Here is a 25669-nt window from a genome sequence, read left to right on the forward strand (position 1 = left end):
ACAATAACGCGGGCCAGGGGCCCGCGTCATCGAAAACTGAAGTCTTGCTGAATCCGGTAAATCAGCGCGGTCCGCGCGGACCAGCACCTGCACCCGGGCCACGACCGCCGCGATCACCGCCGGGGCCGGCGCCGAACACCGGCTTCGGCTTCATCGGCAGCAGGCCTTCGCGCTGCAGCTTCTTGCGGGCCAGCTTGCGCGCGCGGCGCACGGCTTCGGCCTTTTCGCGGGCCTTCTTCTCGGAGGGCTTTTCGTAATGACCGCGGAGCTTCATCTCGCGGAAAATCCCCTCGCGCTGCATCTTCTTCTTCAGCGCCTTGAGGGCTTGATCGACATTGTTATCGCGAACGAGAACCTGCACGCGGCATCCTCTTCAGTGGATCGGATTTGAATTCTGGTAAGACAAAGGGGATGGCGAAAACGCGCAAGCCCTTAACCTTGAGCGCGCGGATGTATCAGACAAAACCCGCCATGTCCACCGGCCAAGCGGATTTTCGGGCCAAGTTCAGCCATTAAATGAGGCGAAAATACCTCTGGGCGGCCCCGATTTGGGCGATTCGACGCCAAGGGTGGGGCCGTTTCCGGAGCTTTGTTCCGGAATCTTTGAAAGCAGGGGACGACACATGGATATCAAGAAATACGCCGCCGAAGCCATCGGCACCTTCTGGCTCACATTCGCAGGCTGCGGCAGCGCCGTGATCGCAGCCGGCTTTCCGCAGGTCGGAATCGGCCTGGTCGGTGTTTCCCTCGCGTTCGGGCTCAGCGTGGTCACCATGGCCTATGCGATCGGCCATATCTCCGGCTGCCATCTCAATCCGGCCGTCACGGTCGGCCTGGCTGCCGGCGGGCGTTTTCCGGCCGGACAGATCCTGCCCTATGTGATTGCCCAGGTCGCCGGCGCGATCGTGGCTGCATGGCTCCTCTATGTCATCGCGAGCGGCGCTCCCGGCTTCGACGTCAGCAAGGGCTTCGCATCCAACGGCTATGATGCGCATTCGCCCGGCCAGTACAGCATGATCGTGTGCTTCCTCACCGAGGTGGTGATGACCATGATGTTCCTGTTCATCATCATGGGCGCCACCCATGGCCGCGCGCCGGCGGGCTTCGCTCCGCTTGCGATCGGGCTCGCGCTGGTGATGATCCATCTCGTCAGCATTCCCGTCACCAACACCTCGGTGAACCCTGCGCGCAGCACGGGCCCCGCGCTGTTCGTCGGCGGCTGGGCGATGGCGCAACTCTGGCTGTTCTGGGTCGCGCCGCTGATCGGCGGCGCACTGGGCGGGGTGATCTATCGCTGGCTCAGCGAGGAGCCCACAGGCGTCGTCGGGGGCGCCAAGACGGCGTAGAGCGATTTCGAGCGACGCGGGATCGCAGCGATTGCTGCGGTCCCGTTACTTGCCCGTGGTGGGAAGCACTTCGGTGACATGGCCCATCTTGCGGCCGGGGCGCGGCGTGCCCTTGCCGTAGATGTGCACGGTCGCACCCGGCACGCCCAGCCACTTCTCGTAATCGTTGATCTCGTCGCCGATCAGATTGGTCATGGTGACGACCTCGCCGTGGCGCACGGGCTTGCCGAGCGGCCAGCCGGCAATGGCGCGGATGTGCTGCTCGAACTGCGAGACGGAGGCGCCGTCCAGCGTCCAGTGCCCGGAATTGTGCACGCGTGGGGCGATCTCGTTGACCAGCACCTTCGGTCCGGTCCCGTTGGCGAGCACGAACATCTCGACCGCGAGCACGCCGACATAGTCGAGCGCGGTCGCGATCTTGCCAGCGATGCTGCGGGCTTCCTCGGCGAGCGCGTCCGGGATCCGGGCTGGCGCGCGGGATATCTTCAGAATGTGGTCGCGGTGCTCGTTCTCGGTGACGTCGAAACACTCGACCTGGCCCGTGGCCGAGCGCGCGGCGATCACGGAAATCTCGCGCTCGTACGGCACGAAGGCTTCGAGGATCGCGGATTTGGTGGCGAGGCTGGTCCACACCTTGGCGATGTCGTCGCCCTCGCGAACGATGGCCTGGCCCTTGCCGTCGTAACCGAAGCGGCGGGTTTTCAACACGGCGGGAAGACCGATCCGGACGATCGCCTCGCGCAGCGAGGAGACGGAGGTGACGTCGGCATAGGCTGCGGTGCCGATGCCGAGCTTCGTCACAAAATCCTTCTCGGCGAGCCGGTCCTGGGTAGTCTCGAGGATCTTGCGGTTGGGCAGCACCGGGCGGCGCGCATCCAGCACCATCGCGGCCGCTGCCGGCACGTTCTCGAATTCGTAGGTGATGACGTCGACGTCGCTCGCGAACAGCTCGAGCGCTTCGACGTCGGCATATTCGGCGCAGGTTGCGTTCAGCACGACGTCGAAAGCGGGCGAGTCCGGATCGGGCGAGAACACCTGGCAGCGCAGGCCGAGCCGCGCCGCCGCCATCGCCAGCATCCGCCCCAATTGTCCGCCGCCGAGGATTCCGATGGTGTCACCGGGCTTCAGCTTCACCTTCCTGGTGTCGGTCACGCCTGGCCCTCCGGGCGCTCGGCAACCGCTTCGGTCTGCGCCTTGCGCCAGGCGGCAAGGCGATCGGACAGGGCCGGGTCGGACAAGGCCAGCACGGCAGCCGCAAGCAGCGCGGCGTTGATCGCCCCGGCCTTGCCGATGGCGAGAGTGCCGACAGGGATGCCGGCAGGCATCTGGACGATGGAATAGAGCGAATCGACGCCCTTGAGCGTCTTCGATTCGACGGGAACACCGAAGACGGGGAGTTCCGTCAGAGCCGCCGCCATGCCGGGCAGATGGGCTGCGCCGCCGGCTCCGGCGATGATGACCTTGTAACCCGTGGCCTTGGCGCCCTTGGCGAAGGCAAACAGGCGGTCGGGGGTGCGGTGGGCCGAGACGATGCGGGTGTCGGCGGCAACGCCGAGTGCGGCAAGGGTATCGGCGGCATGCCGCATCGTGTCCCAGTCCGACTGGCTTCCCATGATGATGGCGATCGGCGCGGTCATGACGTCAATTGTGCCCGGAAAACAGAAAGATAGGCCAGATTAACGGTTCCGGCCGGCGGCTCGCAAGGCGGTGGCAAGGAGAAGGGAATGCACTATCCTGTCTTGGTGAATCCCCGCAAGCCTTCATTGAGCAGGATGCCCATGAAGAAACCAAAAAGGGCGGGCGCTGCGAAGGCCAAAAAGGGCCGAAAGACCAGTGCCGGCCGATCCAAAGCCGCTCCCAAGCGCTTGGCCAAGCGTCCGGCCATGCCGGCGCTTCGCGTCGCGTCGGCTGCCGACGACACCAAGGCAACCCTCCGCGGCTTGCGGACCAAGCTGAAGCAGGCCGAGCGGCGGGTCGCGGAACTGGAGGCGGCCGCCGACACCGATTTCCTGCTCGAGATTCCGAACCGGCGCGGTTTCGAGCGCGAGCTGGCGCGCGCCATTGCCTACATGAAGCGCTACCGCGCCACCGGCGCGCTGATCGTGCTCGACGTCGACCGGCTGAAGCCGATCAACGATACCTTCGGCCATGCCGCCGGCGACGAGGTGCTCAAGGCGATTGCCGGCACGCTGACGCGGCAGGTTCGCGCCTCTGACGTCGTCGGCCGGCTCGGCGGCGATGAGTTCGCGCTGCTGCTCTGGAATCTCAGCGAGACCGACGCCAAGGCGAAGGCATCGGCCTTCGAGCAGGCGATCGACGAATTGTCTTTTGTCTTTCGCGGCCAGCATGTGAGCGCGGGCGCTTCCGCCGGCGTCGCGCTGCTGGGGGCGCAGTCCGACGCAGGCCGCGCCCTGGAGGAGGCGGATGCCGCCATGTATGTGCGCAAGGCCCACCGGCGGCACGAGCCGCAGATCAGGCTGGTCGGCAGCTAGAGCATGATCCGGAAAAGTGTGCAGCGGTTTTCCGAAAAGATCATGCTCAAACAACAACCCCCTTACAGCGTGGCCAGATCTTCCGGCACGTTGCCGAATTTACGCAGCAGCGTGGCGTCGCCGAATTCGCCGGTCATGGGATCGCCGCTGCGGCTGAATGCGACCGCGCCGATGTGGCCGGCACCGTGCGACAAGATCTCGGCGCGCCGCAACGCGGCCGTCGAGCTCTGGCATTCCTCGGCGGCGCCCGCGACCGGCGATCCGTCGGCATCGATCAGAAAGGGCATTGCAACGTAATAGGTCACATCCGACATGGCGTTGCTCCAATGTTGAAACTAAGCGGCGCTGCTGCTCTTGCCCCGCATCTTGCTGCGCGGTGTCTCCGGAATGCAGCCGGCGGAGATCGCGGCCTGCAACTCTTCCAGCTCGGCTTCCAGATATTCGTTGGCCATGATCAGCGCCTTGATGGTGCTGCGCAGATTGCCGTCGCACATCGCGATCGCCTGATCGCAGGCCTGTTCATAATGACTGTTGTCGAGAAGGGCGGTTGCCGACATCTGCGTTGTCCTCGTGCCTTGCGCTTGGGCGTTTCCTGGGGGCGTTGGGGTGTCTAAATGTTCCTATTTTGTTCTTTTCGAGTCAAGCGGATTCGCTTGGGCTTCAGGCCGCCGCGAAAAGCCGCGCTCGCGGATCAGGCGATGATGTCGGGCGTGATCTGGTCTTCGATGAACGCGATGCGGTCGCGCAACAACAGCTTGCGTTTCTTCAACCGCTGTAACCGCAACAGGTCGGGGGCGGGCGATTGATGCAGTGCATCGATCGCCGCATCGAGATCTCGGTGTTCCTGCTGCAACCGGGTGAGCTCGGCTTCGAGCTCACGCTCGTCTTCATTGGTCATGTCTGCGGTGGCCGAAAACCGATAGGCGTGAAATTAAGGCTGTGGATGCCCTGTGGAAATTATCGTCCTTGCGCAGCGTGATCGCAAGCGATCTGCGACCGCCGTCCGCCGATCTCCCGCAAGATATTTTCTTGCGAGCCGCTGCGGTGATGCGCAAGTGCATTGATATCATGGATTCTTCCTGCGCGGTTCCATTACTCACGCTTCATTACATATGAATTTTCAAAAATGACGCTGCGACGACGGATACCCATCGACAGAACGAATCGGTGATGTAGACTTCGTCGTCCGGATCGAATCCTGAGGTTCACCCCTACCGAGGAGGTTTCGAATGACAATTCAGGCACATCTGGTTGAATTGGAGCGGAAGCACAAACTTCTCGAAAACGAATTGCACGAAGCTCTCGTGCACCTTTCAACAGACGACCTGCAAATTGTTGAGTTGAAGCGCCGGAAGTTGATGGTCAAGGACCAGATCGAGCGTCTGAAGCACGGCAACACGCTCCACTAGTAACCCCCGTAACAGCGTAGAGTTGATCGCACCCTTTCAGCAGGGATGAGAGCCTTTGCGCTCATTCCCTGCTGCAAGGCGCGAAGCCGTGCGAAGATATTTGCGCGGCGCCTGGATGCTTGTTTGGACGCGTTTTCTTGACGCGAACCGGTATCCACTTCGCTCGAAAACGCTCTAGATTTCTGCGAGCTCGGCGACGTGGTCCGCGATCGCGAGCGAGGACGTCAGTCCCGGCGATTCGATGCCGAACAGGTTGATCAAACCTGCGACGCCATGATCGCGCGGGCCCTGCATCAAGAAATCCTGCGTGGCGACGGCCGGCGGCACGATCTTCGGGCGGATGCCCGAATAGCTCGGCATCAACGCGCCGTCAGGCAGCGTCGGCCAGTATTTGCGGATCGCGGGGTAGAATCGCTCTGCGCGTGACGGGTCGACCTCGTAATCGATCGTCTCGATCCACTCGACGTCGGGGCCGAAACGCGCCTGTCCCGCCATGTCCAGCGTCAAATGCACGCCTAACCCACCGGGTTCGGGCACCGGATAGATCAGGCGCGAGAACGGCGCCCTGGCATTGCAGCTGAAGTAGTTTCCCTTGGCGAGATAGGCCGGCGGAATGCGGTCCAGCGGCATGCCGTCGATATTGCGCGCCACTGTCGTTGCCGAGAGACCCGCGGCGTTGACGAGCAGGCTGCATTGCAGCGTCATCGGCGCTTCACCGCCGGCCTCGATCTCGATGATTCCGGCGGTTGCCTTGGCGCGGATCAGCGGGGTGTGAAATGCGAAGGCCGCACCGGCTTCCTCGGCTTCACCACGCAGCGAGAGCATGTAGGCGTGGCTGTCGATGATGCCGGTCGACGGCGACAGCAGCGCGGCGTCGCAGGCGAGCGCCGGCTCCAGCGCGCGTGCCGCCTCGCCCGCGAGCAGCTGCATGTCGAGCACGCCATTCGCCTCGGCATGCGCCTTGATCGATTGCAGCTTCTCGGTCTCTTTCGGGTTGGTCGCGACGATCAGCTTGCCGCAATTCCTGTGCGGGATGCCGCGCTCGGCACAATAGCGGTAGAGCGCGTGCTTGCCGTCGACGCACATGCGCGCCATCCAGCTGCCGGCGCGGTAGTAGATGCCGGCATGGATCACCTCGCTGTTGCGCGAGGAAGTGATGGTGCCGATCGCCTCGGCCTCCTCGAGCACGATGACCTCACGCCCGGCCCGGGCGAGCTTTCGAGCCACCGCGAGCCCGACCACGCCGGCTCCGATGACGACACAGTCGACCCTATCCATGGTTGTGCAGGAGGTCCGCTGGAAGCACCGGTGGCGTCAGGCCTGGAAGCGACGGCGCGGGGCCATTTTCCGTTAAGGAAGCATTTATCATGTCAGGGCAATTGCCGTATTTCACGTCAGATTTTTCTGTTGCGCGTACAGGCGTTTACCCGATCCAAACCCGTGAAGCCAGACAATCCGACGTTGAAATCGCGGGTGGCTGATGGCTGAGAAGAACTGGCACGTGGGCAGCACGCTACCGATTGCTGTGCAGGCCGTCGTGTGCCTGGCCGGCGCGGTCGCGCCTGCGCGTGCCGTTGCGCTGTCGGATAGCCTCGCCCCTCCGAGCTATCTCGACAAGATCGATCCCAACGTGGTCTGGGAAGCCCTGATCGCGGGCGTCGTCGTCTGCGCGTTCCTCGTCGCGATCGCCCTGTGGATTCATTCCTCGCTGCGCCGGACCAGGCGTTTGCAATTGCGGCGCAATGCCTTCGTCTCCTCCGCCATGAACAATCTCAACCAGGGCGTGGTGATGACGGATGCGCAGCGGCGCATCATCTTCTGCAACGACCGCTATCTCGATATCTACGGCCTGATGCGGTCGGAACTCTGGGCCAATATGGACGGCTATGAGCTTCTTGGGCTCAGGCGCAAGCACGGGGTGCTCGGCGGCATCTCCGACGACGAATTCTACGAGAAGGCGGCAAGCCACAACGGCCTGATCACCGAGCTGCCCGACGGGCGAGCCATCCTGGTGAAGTTTTTCGTGCTGCCGAACGGCGGCTCGGTGGCGACGCATCTGGACGTCAGCGAGCAGCGCAAGCTGTCGCGACAGCTCGCTTCCACCAAGCAATTCCTGGAATCGGTGCTGGACCATGTGCCGGCCTGCGTGGCCGCAAAGAACATCGAGGATGGCTGCTACATCTTCGCCAACAGCGCCTATGAGCGGTTCTGGGGGTTCTCGCGGGACCATGCCGTCGGCAAGAACGCGCGCGAGCTGTTTGCGCCGGTCTCGGCAGCCAGTATCGAGGCGACCGACCGGGCGGCGCTCAACTCCCCGGACGGCCAGTTCCGTAACGAGTTCGAGGTCGACCGCGGCGGCGAGCGGCGCATGGTCGCCTCGATCCGGATCGTGGTCCGCAACGAGAGCAACAAGCCCGAGTTTCTGCTGCTGGTGTTCGAGGACATCACTGACCGGCGCTCGCTGTCGCAGGAGCTGGAGAGCACCAAGAAGTTCCTCGAGCTCGTGGTCGACAACATCCCGGTGGCGCTGATCGTCGAGCAGGTCAAGGACGGCCGCTATCTGCTCGCCAACCGCAGCGCGGAGACGATCCTCAACCGCAGGCGCGAGGAAGCCACGGGCCTGACCGCGTCGGACATCTTCAATGCCAAGGAAGCCAAGCTGATCATCGCGCGCGACGAGGCCGCGATCAAGAAGCGCGGGATGATCACCGAGGAGCACCCGATCTCCACCAAGGACGGCCTGCGGCTGTTCCTGACCCGCCGCGCCACCGTGCTCAATGATGCCGGCGAACCGCAATATCTGATCAAGACCCACGAGGACGTCACCGACCGCCGGCAGACCGAGTCGCGCATGGCGCACATGGCCTATCACGACGGCCTGACCGATCTGCCGAACCGCGCCGCCTTCCTGCAGGCGCTGACCCAGATGATCGAGGCCTGCGAAGGCACCAGCGAGGAGTTCGCGGTACTCTGCGTCGACCTCGACGGCCTCAAGGAGGTCAACGACGTCTTCGGTCATGCGCTCGGCGACAAGCTCCTGGTCGAGGTGGCCCAGCGGCTCCAGGACTCCGCGCGCGGCGGCGTGGTGGCGCGCCTGTCCGGCGACGAGTTCGGCCTCATCATCGACGGCAAGCAGCCGGAAGCGGGCCTCGCACTGGCGCAGCAGATTGGCGAAGCCGTCGCGCAGGAGTTCCAGATCGACGGCCGGCCGGTCCGCGCCGGCGTCACCACCGGCATGTCGATCTTCCCGCACAATGGGGCTGATGGCGCCTCGCTGCTGGCCAATGCCGGCGCGGCGCTGTTCCGCGCCAAGCAGAAGTCGCGCGGCACCATCAGCCTCTACCAGCCGGAGATGGACCAGCAGATCCGCGATCGCCGCGTGCTGCACCAGGACCTCTCGATGGCGATCAAGAACGGCGAACTCTCGCTCGCCTTCCAGCCGCAGGGGGCCGCGGGCCACAGCGTCGCCGAGAGCGAGATCATCGGCTTCGAGGCGCTGGCGCGCTGGCAGCATCCGGTGCGCGGCCAGGTCTCGCCGGCCGAATTCATCCCGATCGCCGAGGAGAGCGGCCTGATCGTCGAGATGGGCGAGTGGATCCTGCGGCAGGCCTGCCGCGAGGCGGCGTCCTGGCCGAAGCCGCTCCAGGTCGCGGTCAATCTGTCGCCGGCGCAGTTCATGCACGGCGACGTGGTCGGGCTGGTCCATTCGATCCTGATCGAGACGGGCCTCGCACCCGGCCGGCTCGAGCTCGAGATCACTGAGGGCGTGCTGATCGAGGATTTCGACCGGGGCGTTGCGCTCTTGCGCCGGCTGAAGGCGCTCGGCGTGCGCATCTCGATGGACGATTTCGGCAGCGGCTATTCCTCGCTGAGCTATCTCCAGGCGTTCCCCTTCGACAAGATCAAGATCGACCGCGCCTTCATCATCAATCTCGGCCGCAATCCGCAATCGGCGGCGATCGTGCGCGCCGTGATCGATCTCGGCCACGGTCTGGAAATGTCGATCGTCGCCGAGGGCGTCGAGACGGTCGAGCAGCTCACCTTCCTCGCCAAGGAGGGCTGCGACGGCGTGCAGGGCTATCTGCTCGGCAAGCCGCTGCCGATCGGAAAATATGCCGGCCTCGTCGGCCGCACCGAAGTCATGGAGTTGGCGCTCAAGACCGGCTAGTGGTGATGGGGCGCTTCGCTCCCATTCGACGGCTTCATGGCGGATTACGACCTTGCGATCATCGGCGGCGGCCTGAACGGTGTCAGCCTCGCGCGTGATGCAGCCGGCCGCGGCCTGCGGGTCATCCTGATCGAGCAGGGCGATCTCGGCGGAGCGGCGTCGTCGGCAACGCCGCGGCTGATCCACGGCGATCTCTCGGTGCTGGAGCGCCGTGGCTTTTGGCGGGTGCGCCGCGCGCTCGCCGAGCGCCGGACCTGGCTTGCCATCGCGCCGCATCTGGTCCGGCCGATGGGCTTCGTGATCCCCGCGCATTCCGACGAACGTCCGCCATGGCTGTTGCGCGCCGGCCTGTATGTCTATGACAGCCTGACGAACCGGAGCGGCCTGCCTGGTTCGACCACTCTCGACATCACACACCATCCGGTCGGCAACGCGCTGAAGCGACCGTTCGGTCTGGCCTTCGAATATGCGGACTGCGTCGTCGATGATTCCCGCCTCGTGGTGCTCACGGCGCTGGATGCTGCCGAACGCGGCGCCGCGATCCACACCGGGGCACGCTGTGTGCGCGCTGACAGAACCGACACTTGGCGGCTCGCGCTGGTCGATCGCGGCCATCGCCGCACGGTCACGTCACGGGCGCTCGCCAACGCCACGGGCGGCTGGACGTCGATGGTCGCCGAGACCGTGCTGCGGCAGCCGCCGCCCGCGCTGGTAGCCATGCAGATGAGCCAGATCATCGTGCCGCGACTGTTCGAGTCCGGCAACGTCTATGTCTTCCAGAACAACGACGGACGGCTGATCTTCGCATCCCCCTTCGAGCGCGACTTCACGCTGATCGGCACGGTCACGCATGATTTCACCGGCGATCCCGCGATCGTGGCGATGCCTGGGGCCGACGTCAGTTATCTCTGCGACGCAGCCAGCCGCTATTTCCGCGAGCGCGTCGTCCCGACCGACGTGGTCCGAACGGTCTCAGGCGTCAACTTGACGCCAGCGTCCGCGCGGCGGCGCGACGGCACGACGCTGTTCGATGCGCGCCAACGCAAGGCGCCGCTGATCACGATGTTCGGCGGCGACGTCACCACCTCGCGCCTGCGCGCGGAGCGGGCGGTGACCAGGCTGACGCCGTTCTATCCGATGTCGCCGCCCTGGACCGCCGGCGCGACGCTGCCCGGCGGAGATTTTGCCTGGGATCGTTTCGACACCGAGATCGACCTCGCGCGCGACCGTTGGCGGTTTCTCGGGGAGCCAGAGGCTCAACGCCTGGTCGCCGCCTATGGGACGCGATTGCCGGCTGTGCTCGGCGAGGCAAAGAACCGCGACGTGCTCGGTCCGGCCTTCGGCCCTGAGCTGACGGGCGCTGAGGTGCGCTATTTGATGCACCACGAATGGGCCCGCTTCCCCGAGGACGTGCTGTGGCGCCGCACCAAGCTCGGCCTGACCATGCCGGCAGCGGACCGAGACGCGCTGGCGGCGTTCATGGCGGGCGTCAACTAGCCGGAGCCTTGCTTGCCCGGCATTCCGTGCGGATCGCGAGCGCCATGGCGGATGGCGTGGACGATGATCTCCTGACTTCCGATTTCGTAGAAGACGAGGAATGGATAGGGTGTTGTCGTCAGTCGTCGGATATCCGGATCGTCAGTCCGGAGACCGATCTCCGGATGTGCGAGCAGCAGGCCAATCACGTCCTGAATGCGCTTCTGGACGCGCGCCGCTCCCTGCGGCGACGTCGCTGAAATGTAGGTTAGGATAGAATCGAGATCGGCTAGTGCCGGAAGCGTGTAGCGGAGCTTCACAGGCCGTGTTTGGCCCAAGTCGCGCGGACTTGAGCCTCGGTTGCGAATTCGCCTCGCTTAGCCGCCTCCTTGGATGCGGCAATTGCAGACCTTTCATCATCCGAGAGAATGACGGGAGAGGCTGGTCCCGCGTCGGCAAGCTGCAGCACGATCCGGGCGATGTCATCCTGCGCATCCGCCGGCAGACTGCGTGCGATTTCGAGGGCCTGATCCAGCAATTTGGTCATGGCTGTGATCATACGCCTTTTGACGGCTGGCATGAAGCCCAATTTGCGACGACCCGGTTGAGCTAGGGACGATCGGCCGCTAGCGTGCGGCGGAATCGGGGTTGGCAGGGACCATGACTGACGAGTTGCCCGGAAAGGACGTTGCGGCGGGTGAAGATATGCATCCGGCTGTGGGGCAGCCGTTGCTGCGTATCGAGGGCGTGGCCAAGACGTTCGGGACGTTCCGGGCCGTGGACGGCGTGTCGCTCGACATCAAGGCCGGCGAATTCTTTGCGCTGCTCGGGCCCAGCGGCTGCGGCAAGACCACGTTGCTGCGCATGCTCGCCGGCTTCGAGGCGCCGGACGAGGGGCGCATCCTGCTCGGCGGCAAGGACATCGCGCAGGCGCTGCCGCATGAGCGGCCGATCAACATGATGTTCCAGAACTACGCCCTGTTTCCGCATCTCTCCGTGCGCGACAACATCGCCTTCGGCCTGAAGCGCGCCGGGATGGCGCGCGCCGAGATCGCCACGCGTGTCGCTGAGATGGTGGCGCTGGTGAAGCTCGAAGGGCTGGAGAAGCGCAAGTCCGACCAGCTCTCCGGCGGCCAGCGCCAGCGCGTGGCGCTCGCCCGCGCCCTGGCGCGCCGGCCGCAATTGCTGCTGCTCGACGAGCCGCTCGCCGCGTTGGACAAGAAGTTGCGCGAAAACACGCAAGGGGAGCTGATGGAGCTGCAGCGCCGGCTCGGCATGACCTTCATCATCGTCACCCATGACCAGGAGGAGGCGATGACGATGGCGAGCCGGATCGGCGTGATGAAGGCCGGCAAGCTCGCCCAGGTCGCCAGCCCAAGGCAACTCTATGAGGCGCCACGCTCGCGCTGGATCGCGGAGTTCGTCGGCGACATCAATCTGTTCGACGGTGAGTCCAAATTGCGCGACGGTCATCGTCTGGTCATTGGCACGCGTGATTGGGGTGCGCTGGTGGTGGCCGAGCCGCGCGAGCCGGTCGGCGCGGGAAAATTCGCGGTTGCGATCCGCCCCGAGAAGGTCAAGCTGTCGCGCCGCGGCCCGGTGAGCGAGGCCGGTCGTGAAGCCGCGCTCAACCGGCTTGACGGCGTGATCGCCGACATCTGCTATCTCGGTGGCACCACCACCTACAAGGTGAAACTCGATACGGGCGGGATGATACAGGCGTCCGTCGTCAACAGCGCGCGTCTCGACGTCGACGCCTTCAGCCTGCACCAGAATGTCGTCGCCTGGTTCACGCCCGACGATTGCGTGGTGCTGCCGTCATGAGCGGGCGTCGGATTTTCGCGCGACCGGCGCGCTTCGCGGCGATCGCCCCCTATGTCTGGATGGTGCTGTTCTTCCTGGTGCCGTTCGGCTTCGTGCTGAAGATCGGCCTGTCACAGACCGCGATCGCGCAGCCGCCCTACGAACCGGTGTTCGATCTGACTGCGGGATGGGATGCGCTGAAGGCAGCATTCGCCGCGCTGTCGATCGACAATTTCAAGCTGCTCGGCTCCGACGACATCTACCTATTTGCCTATGTGCGCAGCCTCACCGTCGCCGTCATGGCCACCGCGCTGCTGCTTCTGATCGGCTATCCCATCGCCTATGGCATGGCGCGGCTGCCGAAGCGCTGGCAGGCAATAGCGATGGTGCTGGTGATCGTGCCGTTCTGGACCTCGTTCCTGATCCGCATTTATGCCTGGATCAACATTTTGCAGCACGATGGCCTGCTCAACCAGATCCTGCTGGCGCTGCATGTCGTCAGCCAGCCCGTGGTGTGGCTCTCCACTGACAGCGCGATGTATGTCGGCATCGTCTATTCCTATTTGCCGTTCATGATCCTGCCGCTTTACGCCACGCTGGCCAAGATGGAGCCGGCGCTGGAGGAGGCCGCCAGCGACCTCGGTGCGTCGCCATGGCAGGTGTTCTGGCTCGTGACCTTTCCACTCTCGCTGCCCGGCGTCGGCGCCGGAGCGCTGCTGTGTTTCATTCCGATCGTCGGCGAGTTCGTGATCCCGGACCTTCTGGCCGGCTCCAACTCGCTGATGATCGGCCAGACCCTGTGGCTCGAATTCTTCACCAACAAGGACTGGCCCGTTGCTTCCGCGGCGGCCATCGTGCTGCTCGTGATGCTGCTGGTGCCGCTGCTGCTGTACGAACGGCTACAGAAGCGCCAGCTGGAACAGGGGCGGTGAGGCGATGCGAAGGGTCTCCCGCCTGTCCCGCTTCAACATCGCCTCGCTCGCGCTGGGGCTGGCATTCCTTTACTTGCCGATCCTGATCCTCGTCATCTATTCCTTCAACGCCTCGCGGCTGGTGACGGTGTGGGGCGGCTGGTCGCTGCGCTGGTATCGCGAGTTTTTCAACGACCGCGCCATGATCGAGGCGGCCTGGATGAGCCTCAGGGTCGCGGTCTCCTCCGCGACCATCGCGACATTGCTCGGCACGCTCGCGGCGGTCGCATTGTCGCGCGGGGAGAGGTTCCGCGGCCGCACGCTGTTCTCCGGCATGCTCTATGCGCCGCTGGTGATGCCGGAGGTGATCACCGGATTGTCGCTGCTGCTGCTGTTCGTGGCGCTGAACGCCGAACGCGGCTTCTGGACGGTGACGATCGCCCATACCACGCTGACGATGTGTTTCGTCGCCGTGGTCGTGCAGTCTCGGCTCAGCTCGCTCGATCGATCGCTGGAAGAGGCGGCGATGGACCTCGGCTGCAATCCGGTGCGCGCGTTCGTCGCCGTCACGCTGCCGCTGATCGCGCCGGCGATCGTCGCCGGCTGGATGCTGGCCTTCACGCTGTCGCTCGACGATCTCGTGATCGCGAGCTTCACCACCGGTCCCGGCTCGGCGACGCTGCCGATCCGGATCTATTCGGAGGTGCGTCTGGGTGTGAAGCCCGAGATCAACGCGATCTGCACGCTGGTGATCGCCCTGATCGCGGTGGTCATCGTGATTGCTTCGCTGGCCTCGAAGCTGTCGAGCTCGCAGGGCGAGAGCGCGGCGCCGCTATAGTATCGGAGAACAACGGTGAATCGCGCGGAAGATTGGCGTCAACTCGAAGAGGCTCTGAGAAATCTCGTCGACTCGATGTCATCTCAAGTCTCTCCCAGAGACCGCGAGCTATTGGCGGAATTTATTGAGAATCGAGAATTTGGCGTCGCGCTGGAATGGCTGCACTCGTCAATCATGGAAAATGATCTCCGGCCCGCTTCGAGCCAGAAACTTGAAATTCAACGATTGGCAAAAGCGATGGACATCGAGCTGTCGTAGCGGCTGCTACGACAGCTATGTTGGGTGACGAACGCGCGAGATCGTGCTTTAAGACTTCACCGCACCCGCCGTGAGCCCGCCCACCATGTAGCGGCGGAAGGCGTAGTAGATCGCGGCCGGCGGCAGCGCGTAGATGAAGCCGGTCGTCATCAACAGCTCCCAGGGCGAATCGTCGGCGGCGAGGAAGTTGCCGAGCGCGACGGGGAGGGTGATCTCGCGGTCGTTCGAGAGCAGCAGGAACGCGTAGAGATATTCGTTCCAGGCGAGCAGCACCGCATAGGTGCCGATCGCGACCAGCGAGGGCATCATCAGCGGCAGATAGACCAGGCGGAAGATCTGGAGCGTCGTCGCGCCGTCCATCACGGCGGCTTCGTCCAGCTCGACCGGCAGCTTGTCGGAGGCCTGCTTGAGCACCCAGATCGCATAGGGGCTGGCGATCGTCACCATGGCCAGGATCAGCGACCAGTGATTGTTGAGCAGGCCGTAATTGCCCATGGTGCGGTACATCGGCACGGCGAGAAACGCCGCCGGAATGAAGTAGGTGAAGAGCGCGAGGTTCATCACCGCGCGTCCGCCCGGCACCTTCAGCCGCGAGATCGAGAACGCCGCGGCGGTCGCGATGAACAGCGTCAGCACGCCGACGGAGGCGGCGATCACCAGCGAATTCCAGAACTGGATGTAGAAGTCGCGCAGGAAGTAGTGCTGCTGCTTGAACACGATTTCGAAGTTGTGCAGCGTCGGATGATCCGGCCACAGCTTGCCGGAGAACGCGTCCTCCTTCGGGGAGATCGCGAACAGGAACATGTGATAGATCGGCACCATCGTCCAGATGAGGACGGGAATGCCGATCAGCAGCAACCGCGCTTCGGTCGCGACTTCGCGCAGGGAGGGAAGCTTCATCGCGACAACCGTTTCATCATGAAGTACACGAGCGGCAGGACGAACGGCATCGCGCAGACGATGGAAGCCATCGCGAGCGAGAGCTGGTCGAGCCGGAGATAGCGGATGCCGAGCGTTGCCAGCACATGCGTGAGGTCGGCCGGGCCGCCGCCGGTGAGCAGGTAGACGCTGTTGAAGTCGCCGAGCGTCCAGATCATCGAGAGCAGCGTGCAGGTGATGTAGAGCGTCTGCATCGACGGCCAGGTGATAAAGCGGAATTTCTGCCACCAGCTCGCGCCGTCGACCTCGGCGGCCTCGAACAGATCGTGCGGGATCGCAAGGCGGCCGGTGATCAGGATCAGCGTCCAGAACGGCAGCGACTTCCAGATGTGCACGGCGATCGCCATGCTCAGCGCCACCGTCGGGTCGTTCAGCCAGTTCGGGCCGTCATCGCCGGTGAAGGAGAAGATGAGGTGGTTGATCACGCCCCATTCGGGATTGAGCATGAAGCGCACCGACAGGATGGTCGGGATCGACGGCACCGCCCAGGGCAGAATGAAGATCACCGAGAGCCATTTGATCCAGGTGCGCTGCACCGCGAAGAAGCCGGACAGGAACAGCGCGATCAGCATCTTGATGTTGATGCCGATGACCAGGAAGATCAGCGTGTTGACCGCTGCGCGCGCGAAGATCGGATCGTTGTAGAGCGCGACATAGTTTGCCGGGGCGCGCGCCAGCCAGAGCCCGTAGCAGACGGGATAGACGACGAAGGCGAGGAAAACGAGCAAATAGGGCGCGAGCAGCACGATGCCCCAGACCTGCGCCGGGGTCAGCCGCGACGACAGGGGCGGGGCGGGCATTGCCTGATCGCCAGAGAGCGTGATCGCCATTCTTTTCGAACTCTTCTCTTTTCGAACTCTTCAAAGAGATGCCGGCCGCGAAACGCGGCCGGCGTCATTCTTACACCTCTCCGCGCAAAGCGGGGAGGGGGGAGTTGGCTTAACCGGCGACCTGCTTGATGCGGACGATCAGTTCGTCGACGGCTTTATCGACCGGAACCTTCTCGCTGACCACCCGGTTCATCGCCTTGGCCCACACGTTCTCGTTGTTGAGAATCGTGAACTTCCAGTTCTTGGTGAAGTCGAACGCCGCAGTGCCACCCTTGAACTGTGCATAGACGGCCTTGCGGTGCTTGTCAGCCTGCCAGAACGGGCTTTCCTGGCTTTCCTTCGTCACCGGGAACCAGCGGCCGAGTGCGCCTTCGATATAGGGACGGACGTTCTCTTCCTGGAGCAGGAAGCTGATGAACTGCTTGGCCTCGGCCTTGTTCTTGGCCGCGGTGAAGACCAGCCCGGTCTTGACGTCGGAGCGGTAGCGGATGGTCGAACCATCCGGCCCCTTGGGGAAGGACGCCGTGATGATGTCCTGCTCATAGGCTTTCTTGCCGGCTTCGCGCTGCTCGGGCGTGAGCGCCTGGTTCGAGGAGTCCTCAAACCACTTCGCCGCGATCGAGATCGTGAAGTTGTGGGTCATCACGATGGTCTTGTTGTGGAAGGCGACGTTGTTGTCTGGATCCTTCCAGGTCGTGGAGGACGGCGGCGTGCAGCCCTTGATATAGGTGTCGGTGTAGTCCTTCATCGCCTTGATCAGGTTCTCACGGACCTTCGGATCGTCGACCGTGAGCTTGCCGTCATCGTCGACCAGCTTGACGTGGTAGGCGTCCATGAAGGTGTAGAACGACTGGAAGGCGTCGGTGGATTCCACGCCCATCGGCTGGCCGACGGCATAGATGCGCTGGCCGGTGGCCTTGCGGATCGCCGGCTGCACCTTGTCGCACCAGAACGTCCAGTAGCCTTCCCAGTCGTTCGGAATGTCGGCCTGCTTGAAGCCGGCCTTCTCCAGCATGTCGTTCCAGATCTGGACGTGCATGCTCTGCTGCTTCAGCGGGAAGCCGTAATAGGCCTTCTTCTTGGTGACGTCGTTATAGAGGATCGACGCATCCAGGGTGTTCTGCACGAACCGGCCCTTGATCGGCTCCATGACGTCGGAGAGATCCTCGAGCTTGCCCTCATAGGCCCACTTGCCCTGCGCCTGCACGTCGTAGGAATCGGAATAGGCGACATCGGGCACGGTGCCGGCATCGAGGGCTGCGACCGTCTTCGGAATCATGTCCTGGATCGCGTACTGCGACAATTCGACCTTGATGCCGGTCTTGGCCTCGAACTTCTTGATCGTATCGATCAGCGCGTCGTCTTCGGAGCGGTAGAAGCCCTTGCCCCACCAGACCGTAATCGTCTTCTGCTGCGCAAATGCGGGTGCAGCGGCTGCGAACAGCCCGGCCGCAGCGACCGCCAGTGATACTGCGCCAATAACCTTGGATCTCACGTTTTTCTCCCTCAAACGGCCGGTGTTTTTAACCGGTCGTATAAAACACTAGCGCATGGCCGTCAGCCGATCTAGCGGCATCTTGTCAGACCTAGGTCGCGGTCTTCGCGCCTGAGGAGATGCTTAACCCGCGCATCGATCCAATCGCCGCATCAATTCGTGGCAATCAATCCGGGTTCTGCGCTCTGGCATCGCCTCACCATGTGCAACTCCGTACCTGCTCGCGGTTGGCGAAAGCCCGGCTTTGTAAGCGGTATGAGGACTGAGCGCAACGCAGCCGACCGACCACACCACGGCGCTGCGGCCGGAGGACCCAAAATGCCTCTGAAAACACGGCGGGGCCGATCCGAGGAAGCTTCCGGCTCGACAGGGGAACGGTCCTGCATCGCTGCGCTGCCGAGCTATCAGCGTTTTCTCTTCAGGCCCGCCGAAACGGCATTCGAATTCGCCTGAGTTGATCGGGACCGCGGCTTGCCTTGCCCGTTCGTCCGGGAAGGAGAGCGCCATGCCTCGAGCAGCATCTTGAGAAATTGGCTGGCATGAGGAGATAGCGTTGTCCCGCGCCTGCGCACGATTCCGATCGTCCGCGACACTTCCGGCTCGATCAGCCGAACGGTGTGAATGATCGGATGGCCGGCGGCCGGCGTCGCGAGCCTCGGTAGCACGGCGACGCCCAGCCCCGCTTCAACCAAGCCAAGGGAACCGGAGAGGTGAGCGACTTCGTAGGTCCAGTTGAGCTGTAAGCCGTGCCGCGCCATCGCATTGTCGATCAACGCGCGATTGCCGCTGTTGCGACCCACGGTGATAACGCGGTGCGGCACAATCTCCGACCAACTCACCTCTTTGCGCGATGCCAATGGATGGTCATGGCGGCAGGCCAAGACGAAAGGGTCCTCGACCAGTTTCTCGAATTCAATTTCGGCATGCGAAGCGCCAATGAAATTGATGCCGAAGTCGGCTTCTCCGCGCGCTACCGCTTCCAATCCTTCATTGGCGCCGATGTCCAGAATTCGGATGCGGATGCGCGGATATGCTTCGGCGAACCGGCCAATCGCCCGCGGCAGGAAATAGAATACCGCTGTCGGCACCGCAGCCACGGAGACCAAACCTGAACTTCGCGCGCCGATATCATGGATGGCGAGCACCGAGGTTTCAAACTCGTCGATGAGACGGCGCACCTTCGGGAGGAAGTCACGGCCCGTCATGGTGAGATTGACGTGGCGTGTGGACCGTTCGAGCAACGGCGCACCAAGGCTTTCCTCGAGCTTCTGAATGCGTCTGCTGAGCGCCGGCTGAGACAGGTTCAACGCCCTGGCGGTCCGGACGAAGCTGCCCATCTCCGCGACGGTGATGAACGCCTTGAGGTCGAGCAGTTCGGCATTCATGGCTGGGGCTCCTTTATATTGATAATCGGAATAATACTTCAAATCTTTGCATTTCACAAAATAGTAGGATCGCGAGATCGTAGGGCCGAGCGAAGATGTCGCCCGAAGGAAGAGCCCATGAACGATCAGATCGCTATTCCCTGTGTGGTGATGCGCGGGGGTACCTCGCGCGGGCCCTTCTTTCTGGCCCGTGATCTTCCGACCGATCCCGGGCTGCGCGACGCAGTTCTGTTGTCGGTGATGGGGAGCGGGCACGATCTTGGAATCGACGGAATCGGCGGCGGCAATGCCGTCATCAACAAGGTGGCGATCATTGGACCGGGATCAGTCCCCGGCGCCGACGTCGATTATCTGTTTGCCCAGGTGCGGGTTCGTGAAGGGATCGTGGATACCTCGCCCAATTGCGGAAACATGCTGGCGGCGGTGGGGCCGTTCGCAATTGAAACCGGCCTGGTCGCTGCGGCCCCGGATCGCACCCATGTGCGCATCCACAACGTCAACACCGGCAAGCTGATCGATGCGACGGTTGCTACCCCCGGGGGACGGGTGACCTATGAGGGCGAGACGCGTATCGACGGCGTACCGGGCACGGCCGCGCCCATCGAACTGTCGTTCCCCAACGCAGCCGGTGCTCGCACCGGTCGCCTGCTCCCCACAGGACGACCGATCGACCGTATCGATGGGATCGACGTGACCTGCATCGATGCAGCCATGCCGGTCATGCTGGTCCGCGCGGCGGATCTGGGGTGCAGCGGCCGGGAGGCACCCTCTGATTTTGCCGACAGCTGCTTCCGCGCGCGTCTCGAAGGCTTGCGTATCGAGGCTGGTCTCCGGATGGGATTTCCAAATTCGGCGGAAATGGTGATCCCGAAGCCGGTTCTGCTCGCGCCCGCAAGCGAGGCGACGTTGAACGTCAGGTATTTCATGCCGCATGACTGCCATAGCGCGCTTGCGGTGACCGGCGCTGTCGCAATTGCGACGGCGTGTGTGACGCCCGGAACGATCGCCGCAGCGATGGTCGGGCCGCTGGCGCCGCCGGTGCCGATCACGCTGGCTCATCCCTCCGGCCAGCTCGTGGTTCGGCTGGAGCCCGGCCCAGTTGCCCGGGTGCAGCGGACAGCGCGGCGAATTTTCGAGGGCCAAGTCTTCGCCCGTCGATCGCACGTGCCGCAGTCAGTGCTAGCGGCCTGAAGCGATACCGCTCTTAAAGCCTTCATTCAAGAATCCGACCCAAGGGAGAAACGAGAATGCAGATGCAAGCGCTGGCTGGGTCCGCGAACGTCGAGCCGCCAAAGCCATTCTACCGGATTCTCTACGTCCAGGTGCTGGTCGGTCTCATGCTGGGCGTTCTCACCGGCCACCTCTGGCCTGAATTTGGTGCCGCGCTGAAGCCTTTCGGCGACGGCTTCGTCAAGCTGGTCAAGATGATGATCGCGCCGATCGTGTTCTGCACCATCGTCAGCGGCATCAACAGCATCAGTGATTCCCGCGAGGTCGGCCGTACGCTGGTGAAATCCATGGCGCTGTTCTACCTGCTGACGGTGCTCGCTTTGCTGGCAGGGCTGATCGCCGTATCGCTGATCCAGCCGGGCGCGGGCATGCATGTGTCCGTCAATACGCTGGATCCGTCGGTGGCTGCGAAATTCACCAAGCAAGCAGGTGCGACCGGATTTGCGGACTTCGTGCTGCACATCATCCCGCACTCCTTCTTTGGGGCCTTTGCCGATGGCGAGGTGCTGCCGGTCCTGCTGGTCTCCATCCTGATCGCCTTTGGCCTGAGCCGTGCAGGTGATGGCGGCGTAGTGGTGACGAAGGCAGTCGATTCGTTCTCACAGGTTCTGTTTGTGTCGTTCGGCTTCGTCATGAAGCTCGCTCCGCTAGGCGCCTTTGGCGCCATGGCGTTCACGGTGGGCCGCTATGGCATCCGATCGATTGGCTCGCTCGGATTGCTGATCCTGACGTTCTATGTCGCCTGCTCCATCTTCGTGGTCGTCGTGCTTGGGACGTTGGCGCGGCTGAACGGCTTCAGCTTGTGGAAAACCATCCGCTACTTCAGGGAAGAGCTGCTGATCGTGCTCGGCACATCGTCGTCGGAGCCAGCGCTGCCTTCCGCACTGCGCAAACTGGAGCAACTCGGATGCCGGAAAGGCGTGTCGGGGCTCGTACTGCCGATGGGCTATTCTTTCAATCTGGACGGCAGCGCCATTTATCTCACCTTGGCTTCGATCTTCATCGCGCAGGCCTGCGACATTCATCTGTCGTGGGGGCAGATTGCCGCGATGCTCGGGCTGATGCTGCTGACCTCCAAGGGGGCGGCCGGTGTCACCGGTAGCGGCTTCGTCGCGCTTGTCGCGACTCTATCCGTCATGCCGGATTTGCCTGTGGCCGGTGTGGCGCTGCTCGTCGGCATCGACCGCTTCATGTCGGAGGCGCGGGCGCTGACCAGCATGATCAGCAACTGTGTCGCGGCGATCACCATCTCGTTGTGGGAGAACGCCTGTGACCGCGAGGTGCTGGCCCGTGAACTGGGGCAGAGCGACACTCTAAAGGTCGCGGCCGGCACGAAGATCGGCGGGGCAGCAGTTGTACAGGAGGGCAAGAGCTGGATCTCGACCCAATCGGCCGCTTGACTCCGCGTGGGATGAAACCGGTCGCAGTACTCGGTTTGGCAAGTCGAGCCTTGTGCGAAGGCTGCCAAACCTCAGAGAGCGACCCCGATTGCACTAGTTCGACTTGGCGTTCTCTTTGGCGTTCTCCGCCGTCGGCGATTCCGCCGGTGCGGTGCGCTTTCCGCTGCCGGTGATGCGCTCGATGGCGGAGCGCACGGCGTCGCCGCCCTTGCGATCCTTCAGCATGTCGAGCAGCGGCGCGGAGGCCGGCGAGCGACGGATCAGGCTCTCCGGATCGGGGAAGATCAGGGGATCGTCCCATGGACCCTGCACCACGAAGGGCAATTCGAAGCCCGACGCGCTGTTGAGGCTCGCCACGCCCTTCATGTCGTATTCGCGTGTCGGCACCGAGGCGGTGCCGGTCATCGTGATCTTCGCCGCCGGGCCTTCGACGCGGATGTCCTCGGCGGTGGCGACGCCGTCGGAGAATTTCACGGCGATGGTGAGGTTGTCGTAGGGGGTCGATCCGTTGCGGAAATTGCCGCCGCCGGACAGCGGCCGCCGCTCCAGCCGCTTCAGGAGCTGCTCGGCATTGAAGCCCGAGATCGCACCGTCGTGTCCGGTCACGGTGGCGCTTCCGTCGAGTGACTGCACGAGGCCGAACGGGCTCGAGCCGGAGGCGACGAGGGACACGTTGATGTTGCCGCGGCCGGACAGCTTGTTGAGGCCGAACAGCTCGGAGGCGCAGGCCTGCAGGTCGACGTCGGTAAACTGGAGCTGCGCCTTGATGTCGGCGACGGTGTCGGAGCGCGCGATGCCGAACGAGCCCTTGGCGATGCCGCCATAGACCTGCGCCTCGCCGACCGAGAGCGCCAGCGTGCCGTTGCGCAGGTTCGCGCCGATCGCAGTGCGGCCGAGCTTCGACGGCCCGACCGTCAGCTTTGCTGCCGACAGGCGCATGTCGAGGTCGGTGGTCGATAGTCCGTTGAGATCGAACAGCTGCCTGTTCCAGTCGCGCGCGCCGCTCGCGAGCAGGCGGAAGGTCGAGATATAGGGCGTGAAGTCGAGCGCATCGGCGGCGAGCGTCGCCTGCAGCGTCTGCCGGCCGTTATTGGCGTAGGTCATGACGCCCTCGGCGGCATTGCCGTCGAGCTCGACATTGACGTTGGTGAGCGCGATCGAGGCACCCACGACATTGGCGCGCGCCTTCAGCGCGAAGCGGCCGAAACCGCCGCTGGCTGGCTGCGGCTGGCCGGTCCAGCGCAGCGCGTTGCGTAAGGAGGGGCTGTCGACGGTGACCGTGCCTTCCATCATCGGGCTGGTGCGGTTGGCGACGTTGCCGTCGAAGGCGAGCTTGAGCGGGGCGCTCGCGATCCGCGCCTTCAACCCCGAACGCTCGCCGGAGAGGGCGGCGACGAAATCGGAAAAGCTGATCGAGCCGTCGACGCGCTCGCCGCGCCAGTCGAACTGCCCGGTCGCGGCGAAGGAGCGCGAGATCGAGGGCCAGGCCAGCGACAGGTCGATGTCCTCGAACTTCTCGGTGGCGTGGGTGGCGGCGTCCTCGTAATTGAGCACGCCGTCCTGGATCCGGATCTCGGAGAACGACACCTGGTTGTCGGCCCCGGGCTTCATGGTGCGCGCGATGGTCTGGATGAAGGGCGTCCAGTTGCTCTGGCCGTCCGGCTTCAGGCTGACATGGATGCGCGGCCGCAGCAGCGTCAGGTCGGAGATCTCGAACCGTTGCAGCAGCAGCGGCAGCAGCCGCAAATTGGCGGTGAGCACGTCGACATGGAGCGCGGGGTCGCTGGTGCCGCCGCCCTTGAGCCCGACGTCGTGGAAGGAGATGTAGCTCGCCGGCAGCACCGAAATGTCGATGCTGCCCGCGACATTGAGCTCGAGCCCGGTAACTTCGCGGATCTGCGCCTCCACCGCCTTGCGCAGCGCGTCGCGGTTGATGAGCCATGAGGTCGCGATCAGGGCGATCAGCGCGACGCCGAGCAGCACCGCGATCGGCGTCCCGAGGCGCTTCATTCCTTGGGCCATGGTCAATGGCATGTCCTGATCGGGTTGGTTGTTGGAGCCAGAAGGGCGGGTCGGGAAACCTGCGTGCCCACGCCCAACCCCCGCAACTTGATGGGTTTTCTTGTCGCTTTCAAGGCCGCGGACGGTTCTGCCCATGGCGTGGGCAGCTTCTACCACCGCCCCGCGGGACGGAGAACCCCGTATCATTGACGGCTTCGGACGATTTCGCCTAATAATCGCCGCCAATAGGGCGCGACGCCTCCAGCCGAAGGTTCAGTCGAAGGTTATTTGCATGAACAAGGTCTATCCCGACGCCAAGTCGGCTCTCGCCGGTATTCTCAAAGACAACATGATGATCATGTCGGGCGGCTTCGGCCTCTGCGGCATTGCCGAGGAGCTGTCGGACGCGATCCGCGAGTCCGGCGTCAAGGGCCTGACGGTGGTCTCCAACAATGCCGGCGTCGACGGCATCGGGCTCAGCCGCCTGCTGGAAACCCGCCAGATCAAGAAGATGATCTCGTCCTATGTCGGCGAGAACAAGCTGTTCGCCCAGCAATTCCTCGCCGGCGAGCTGGAACTCGAATTCAACCCGCAGGGCACGCTGGCCGAGCGCATCCGCGCCGGCGGCGCCGGCATCCCGGCCTTCTACACCAAGACCGGTGTCGGCACGCTGATCGCCGAAGGCAAGGAAGTGAAGGAATTCGACGGCGAGAAATATTTGATGGAGCGCGGCCTGTTCGCCGACCTCGCCATCGTCCACGCCTGGAAGGGCGATACCGCCGGCAACCTCATCTACCGCAAGACCGCGCGCAACTTTAACCCGATGATGGCGACCGCCGCCAAGGTGACGGTGGCCGAGGTCGAGCATCTGGTTCCGGCCGGTGAACTCAATCCCGACCACATCCACACCCCCGGCATTTTCGTGAAGCGCATCGTCGAGGTCGGCACGGCCAAGAAGCGCATCGAATTCCGCAACACCCGCCCGCGCACAGCCGCTTAAGCGTATCAGGAGACTCACATGGCCTGGACCCGTGAACAGATGGCCGCGCGCGCCGCGAAGGAATTGCGTGACGGCTATTACGTCAATCTCGGCATCGGCATCCCGACGCTGGTCTCGAACTTCATCCCCGACGGGGTCGATGTCAGCCTCCAGAGCGAGAACGGCATGCTCGGCATGGGCCCGTTCCCCTATGAGGACGAGGTCGACGCCGACCTCATCAACGCCGGCAAGCAGACCGTGAGCGAGCTGCCCTCGACCTCGTATTTCTCGAGCGCGGATTCCTTCGGCATGATCCGCGGCGGCCACATGGATCTGTCGATCCTCGGCGCCATGCAGGTGGCCCAGAACGGCGATCTCGCCAACTGGATGATCCCAGGCAAGATGGTCAAGGGCATGGGCGGCGCGATGGACCTCGTCGCCGGCGTCAAGCGCGTCGTCGTGGTGATGGAGCATTCGGCCAAGGACGGCTCCAAGCTCCTGAAGAAGTGCAATCTGCCGCTGACCGGCGAGCGCGTGGTCGACATGGTCGTCACCGATCTCGCCGTCTTCACCATCGACAAGCACGGCGACGGCGGCATGGCCCTGATCGAGCTCGCCGACGGCGTCTCGCTCGACGAGGTCAAGGCCAAGACCGAAGCCGAATTCCGCGTCGCGCTGAAGAACACCTGAGGTCCTTCAAAAGGGGGCG

General features: G+C 63.7%; 27 protein-coding genes. 13 read left to right on the forward strand and 14 right to left on the reverse strand.

All coding sequences use genetic code 11. The annotated features are described in order from the left end of the window. Positions 1-61 precede the first annotated feature (61 nt). Positions 62-361 (reverse strand): 30S ribosomal protein S21, encoded by a 300-nt coding sequence (gene rpsU, locus RAD15_RS14485; protein WP_028140289.1) that lies wholly within the window; start codon positions 359-361, stop codon positions 62-64. Positions 362-623: 262 nt separating this feature from the next. Between rpsU and aqpZ the strand changes: the two genes are divergently transcribed. Further along, positions 624-1346 carry an aquaporin Z gene (aqpZ, locus tag RAD15_RS14490; protein WP_458178468.1) on the forward strand — a complete coding sequence of 241 codons (723 nt, stop codon included), beginning with the start codon at positions 624-626 and terminating at the stop codon, positions 1344-1346. Positions 1347-1391: 45 nt separating this feature from the next. On the opposite strand, the gene RAD15_RS14495 is transcribed toward aqpZ, so the two are convergent. Continuing rightward, positions 1392-2498 carry a 5-(carboxyamino)imidazole ribonucleotide synthase gene (locus RAD15_RS14495; protein ID WP_458178470.1) on the reverse strand — a complete coding sequence of 369 codons (1107 nt, stop codon included), beginning with the start codon at positions 2496-2498 and terminating at the stop codon, positions 1392-1394. Continuing rightward, a complete protein-coding gene (gene purE, locus RAD15_RS14500) occupies positions 2495-2983 on the reverse strand; it encodes a 5-(carboxyamino)imidazole ribonucleotide mutase (protein WP_458178472.1) in 489 nt (162 codons plus the stop codon). Before purE ends, RAD15_RS14495 begins: the two co-directional genes overlap by 4 nt. 141 nt (positions 2984-3124) lie before the next feature. Between purE and RAD15_RS14505 the strand changes: the two genes are divergently transcribed. Next, entirely contained in the window at positions 3125-3838 is a 714-nt protein-coding gene (locus RAD15_RS14505; RefSeq protein WP_458178474.1) for a GGDEF domain-containing protein, read from the forward strand. A gap of 62 nt (positions 3839-3900) precedes the next feature. Here RAD15_RS14505 and RAD15_RS14510 read toward each other — a convergent pair whose 3' ends face one another. The 3 genes from RAD15_RS14510 to RAD15_RS14520 form a co-directional block, all read right to left on the reverse strand. Further along, positions 3901-4152 carry a hypothetical protein gene (locus tag RAD15_RS14510; protein ID WP_426613607.1) on the reverse strand — a complete coding sequence of 84 codons (252 nt, stop codon included), beginning with the start codon at positions 4150-4152 and terminating at the stop codon, positions 3901-3903. A 21-nt stretch (positions 4153-4173) separates the two neighbouring features. Then, positions 4174-4395: a hypothetical protein gene (locus tag RAD15_RS14515; protein WP_458178476.1), complete on the reverse strand. Its 222-nt coding sequence runs from the start codon at positions 4393-4395 to the stop codon at positions 4174-4176. A gap of 134 nt (positions 4396-4529) precedes the next feature. Continuing rightward, a complete protein-coding gene (locus RAD15_RS14520; protein ID WP_008546179.1) occupies positions 4530-4736 on the reverse strand; it encodes a YdcH family protein in 207 nt (68 codons plus the stop codon). Positions 4737-5067: 331 nt separating this feature from the next. Between RAD15_RS14520 and RAD15_RS14525 the strand changes: the two genes are divergently transcribed. Further along, a complete protein-coding gene (locus RAD15_RS14525; protein ID WP_458178478.1) occupies positions 5068-5247 on the forward strand; it encodes a YdcH family protein in 180 nt (59 codons plus the stop codon). Between the two features lie 174 nt (positions 5248-5421). Here RAD15_RS14525 and RAD15_RS14530 read toward each other — a convergent pair whose 3' ends face one another. Next, complete coding sequence (locus RAD15_RS14530; RefSeq protein ID WP_458178480.1) at positions 5422-6525, reverse strand: NAD(P)/FAD-dependent oxidoreductase; 1104 nt, start codon at positions 6523-6525, stop codon at positions 5422-5424. 202 nt (positions 6526-6727) lie between these two features. Here RAD15_RS14530 and RAD15_RS14535 point away from each other — a divergent pair, with 202 nt between their 5' ends. Both RAD15_RS14535 and RAD15_RS14540 read left to right on the forward strand, forming a co-directional pair. After that, entirely contained in the window at positions 6728-9415 is a 2688-nt protein-coding gene (locus tag RAD15_RS14535; RefSeq protein WP_458178482.1) for a sensor domain-containing protein, read from the forward strand. A gap of 36 nt (positions 9416-9451) precedes the next feature. After that, a complete protein-coding gene (locus tag RAD15_RS14540; protein WP_458178484.1) occupies positions 9452-10912 on the forward strand; it encodes a glycerol-3-phosphate dehydrogenase in 1461 nt (486 codons plus the stop codon). On the opposite strand, the gene RAD15_RS14545 is transcribed toward RAD15_RS14540, so the two are convergent. Both RAD15_RS14545 and RAD15_RS14550 read right to left on the reverse strand, forming a co-directional pair. Then, positions 10909-11211, reverse strand: a complete 303-nt coding sequence (locus RAD15_RS14545; protein WP_458178486.1) for a type II toxin-antitoxin system RelE/ParE family toxin — start codon at positions 11209-11211, stop codon at positions 10909-10911. The two genes, RAD15_RS14540 and RAD15_RS14545, sit on opposite strands and share 4 nt — an antisense overlap. Then, positions 11208-11438 (reverse strand): hypothetical protein, encoded by a 231-nt coding sequence (locus RAD15_RS14550; protein WP_458178488.1) that lies wholly within the window; start codon positions 11436-11438, stop codon positions 11208-11210. The genes RAD15_RS14545 and RAD15_RS14550 overlap by 4 nt, the downstream gene beginning before the upstream one ends. 158 nt (positions 11439-11596) lie before the next feature. On the opposite strand from RAD15_RS14550, the gene RAD15_RS14555 reads away from it, so the two are divergent. The 4 genes from RAD15_RS14555 to RAD15_RS14570 are packed head-to-tail and all read left to right on the forward strand — an operon-like array spanning position 11597 to position 14701. Further along, the gene (locus RAD15_RS14555) at positions 11597-12715 is read left to right on the forward strand and encodes an ABC transporter ATP-binding protein (RefSeq protein WP_458178589.1); all 1119 of its coding nucleotides are present in this window, start codon (positions 11597-11599) and stop codon (positions 12713-12715) included. Further along, positions 12712-13626 carry an ABC transporter permease gene (locus RAD15_RS14560; protein ID WP_458178490.1) on the forward strand — a complete coding sequence of 305 codons (915 nt, stop codon included), beginning with the start codon at positions 12712-12714 and terminating at the stop codon, positions 13624-13626. The genes RAD15_RS14555 and RAD15_RS14560 overlap by 4 nt, the downstream gene beginning before the upstream one ends. Before the next feature lie 4 nt (positions 13627-13630). Beyond that, the gene (locus RAD15_RS14565) at positions 13631-14443 is read left to right on the forward strand and encodes an ABC transporter permease (RefSeq protein ID WP_458178492.1); all 813 of its coding nucleotides are present in this window, start codon (positions 13631-13633) and stop codon (positions 14441-14443) included. 15 nt (positions 14444-14458) lie between these two features. Then, positions 14459-14701: a MafI family immunity protein gene (locus RAD15_RS14570; protein WP_458178494.1), complete on the forward strand. Its 243-nt coding sequence runs from the start codon at positions 14459-14461 to the stop codon at positions 14699-14701. A gap of 48 nt (positions 14702-14749) precedes the next feature. On the opposite strand, the gene RAD15_RS14575 is transcribed toward RAD15_RS14570, so the two are convergent. The 4 genes from RAD15_RS14575 to RAD15_RS14590 form a co-directional block, all read right to left on the reverse strand. After that, complete coding sequence (locus RAD15_RS14575) at positions 14750-15601, reverse strand: carbohydrate ABC transporter permease (RefSeq protein ID WP_458178496.1); 852 nt, start codon at positions 15599-15601, stop codon at positions 14750-14752. Next, positions 15598-16470 (reverse strand): carbohydrate ABC transporter permease, encoded by an 873-nt coding sequence (locus tag RAD15_RS14580; RefSeq protein WP_458178498.1) that lies wholly within the window; start codon positions 16468-16470, stop codon positions 15598-15600. Before RAD15_RS14580 ends, RAD15_RS14575 begins: the two co-directional genes overlap by 4 nt. Positions 16471-16579: 109 nt before the next feature. Next, positions 16580-17965 (reverse strand): ABC transporter substrate-binding protein, encoded by a 1386-nt coding sequence (locus RAD15_RS14585; protein WP_458178500.1) that lies wholly within the window; start codon positions 17963-17965, stop codon positions 16580-16582. 404 nt (positions 17966-18369) lie between these two features. Next, positions 18370-19350 (reverse strand): LysR family transcriptional regulator, encoded by a 981-nt coding sequence (locus tag RAD15_RS14590; RefSeq protein ID WP_458178502.1) that lies wholly within the window; start codon positions 19348-19350, stop codon positions 18370-18372. A 117-nt stretch (positions 19351-19467) separates the two neighbouring features. On the opposite strand from RAD15_RS14590, the gene RAD15_RS14595 reads away from it, so the two are divergent. Both RAD15_RS14595 and dctA read left to right on the forward strand, forming a co-directional pair. After that, a complete protein-coding gene (locus tag RAD15_RS14595; protein ID WP_458178504.1) occupies positions 19468-20541 on the forward strand; it encodes a 4-oxalomesaconate tautomerase in 1074 nt (357 codons plus the stop codon). 62 nt (positions 20542-20603) lie between these two features. Next, positions 20604-21980 (forward strand): C4-dicarboxylate transporter DctA, encoded by a 1377-nt coding sequence (dctA, locus tag RAD15_RS14600; RefSeq protein WP_458178591.1) that lies wholly within the window; start codon positions 20604-20606, stop codon positions 21978-21980. Between the two features lie 93 nt (positions 21981-22073). Here the strand turns inward: dctA and RAD15_RS14605 are convergent, their stop codons facing one another. Beyond that, on the reverse strand, positions 22074-24002 hold the full coding sequence (locus RAD15_RS14605; RefSeq protein ID WP_458178593.1) for an AsmA family protein: 1929 nt from the start codon (positions 24000-24002) through the stop codon (positions 22074-22076). A gap of 271 nt (positions 24003-24273) precedes the next feature. Here RAD15_RS14605 and RAD15_RS14610 point away from each other — a divergent pair, with 271 nt between their 5' ends. Both RAD15_RS14610 and RAD15_RS14615 read left to right on the forward strand, forming a co-directional pair. Next, positions 24274-24981 carry a CoA transferase subunit A gene (locus RAD15_RS14610; RefSeq protein ID WP_458178506.1) on the forward strand — a complete coding sequence of 236 codons (708 nt, stop codon included), beginning with the start codon at positions 24274-24276 and terminating at the stop codon, positions 24979-24981. 18 nt (positions 24982-24999) lie between these two features. Continuing rightward, entirely contained in the window at positions 25000-25650 is a 651-nt protein-coding gene (locus RAD15_RS14615) for a 3-oxoacid CoA-transferase subunit B (RefSeq protein ID WP_011089829.1), read from the forward strand. The last annotated feature ends 19 nt before the right edge of the window (positions 25651-25669 follow it).

Source organism: Bradyrhizobium sp. 14AA (assembly GCF_054185205.1).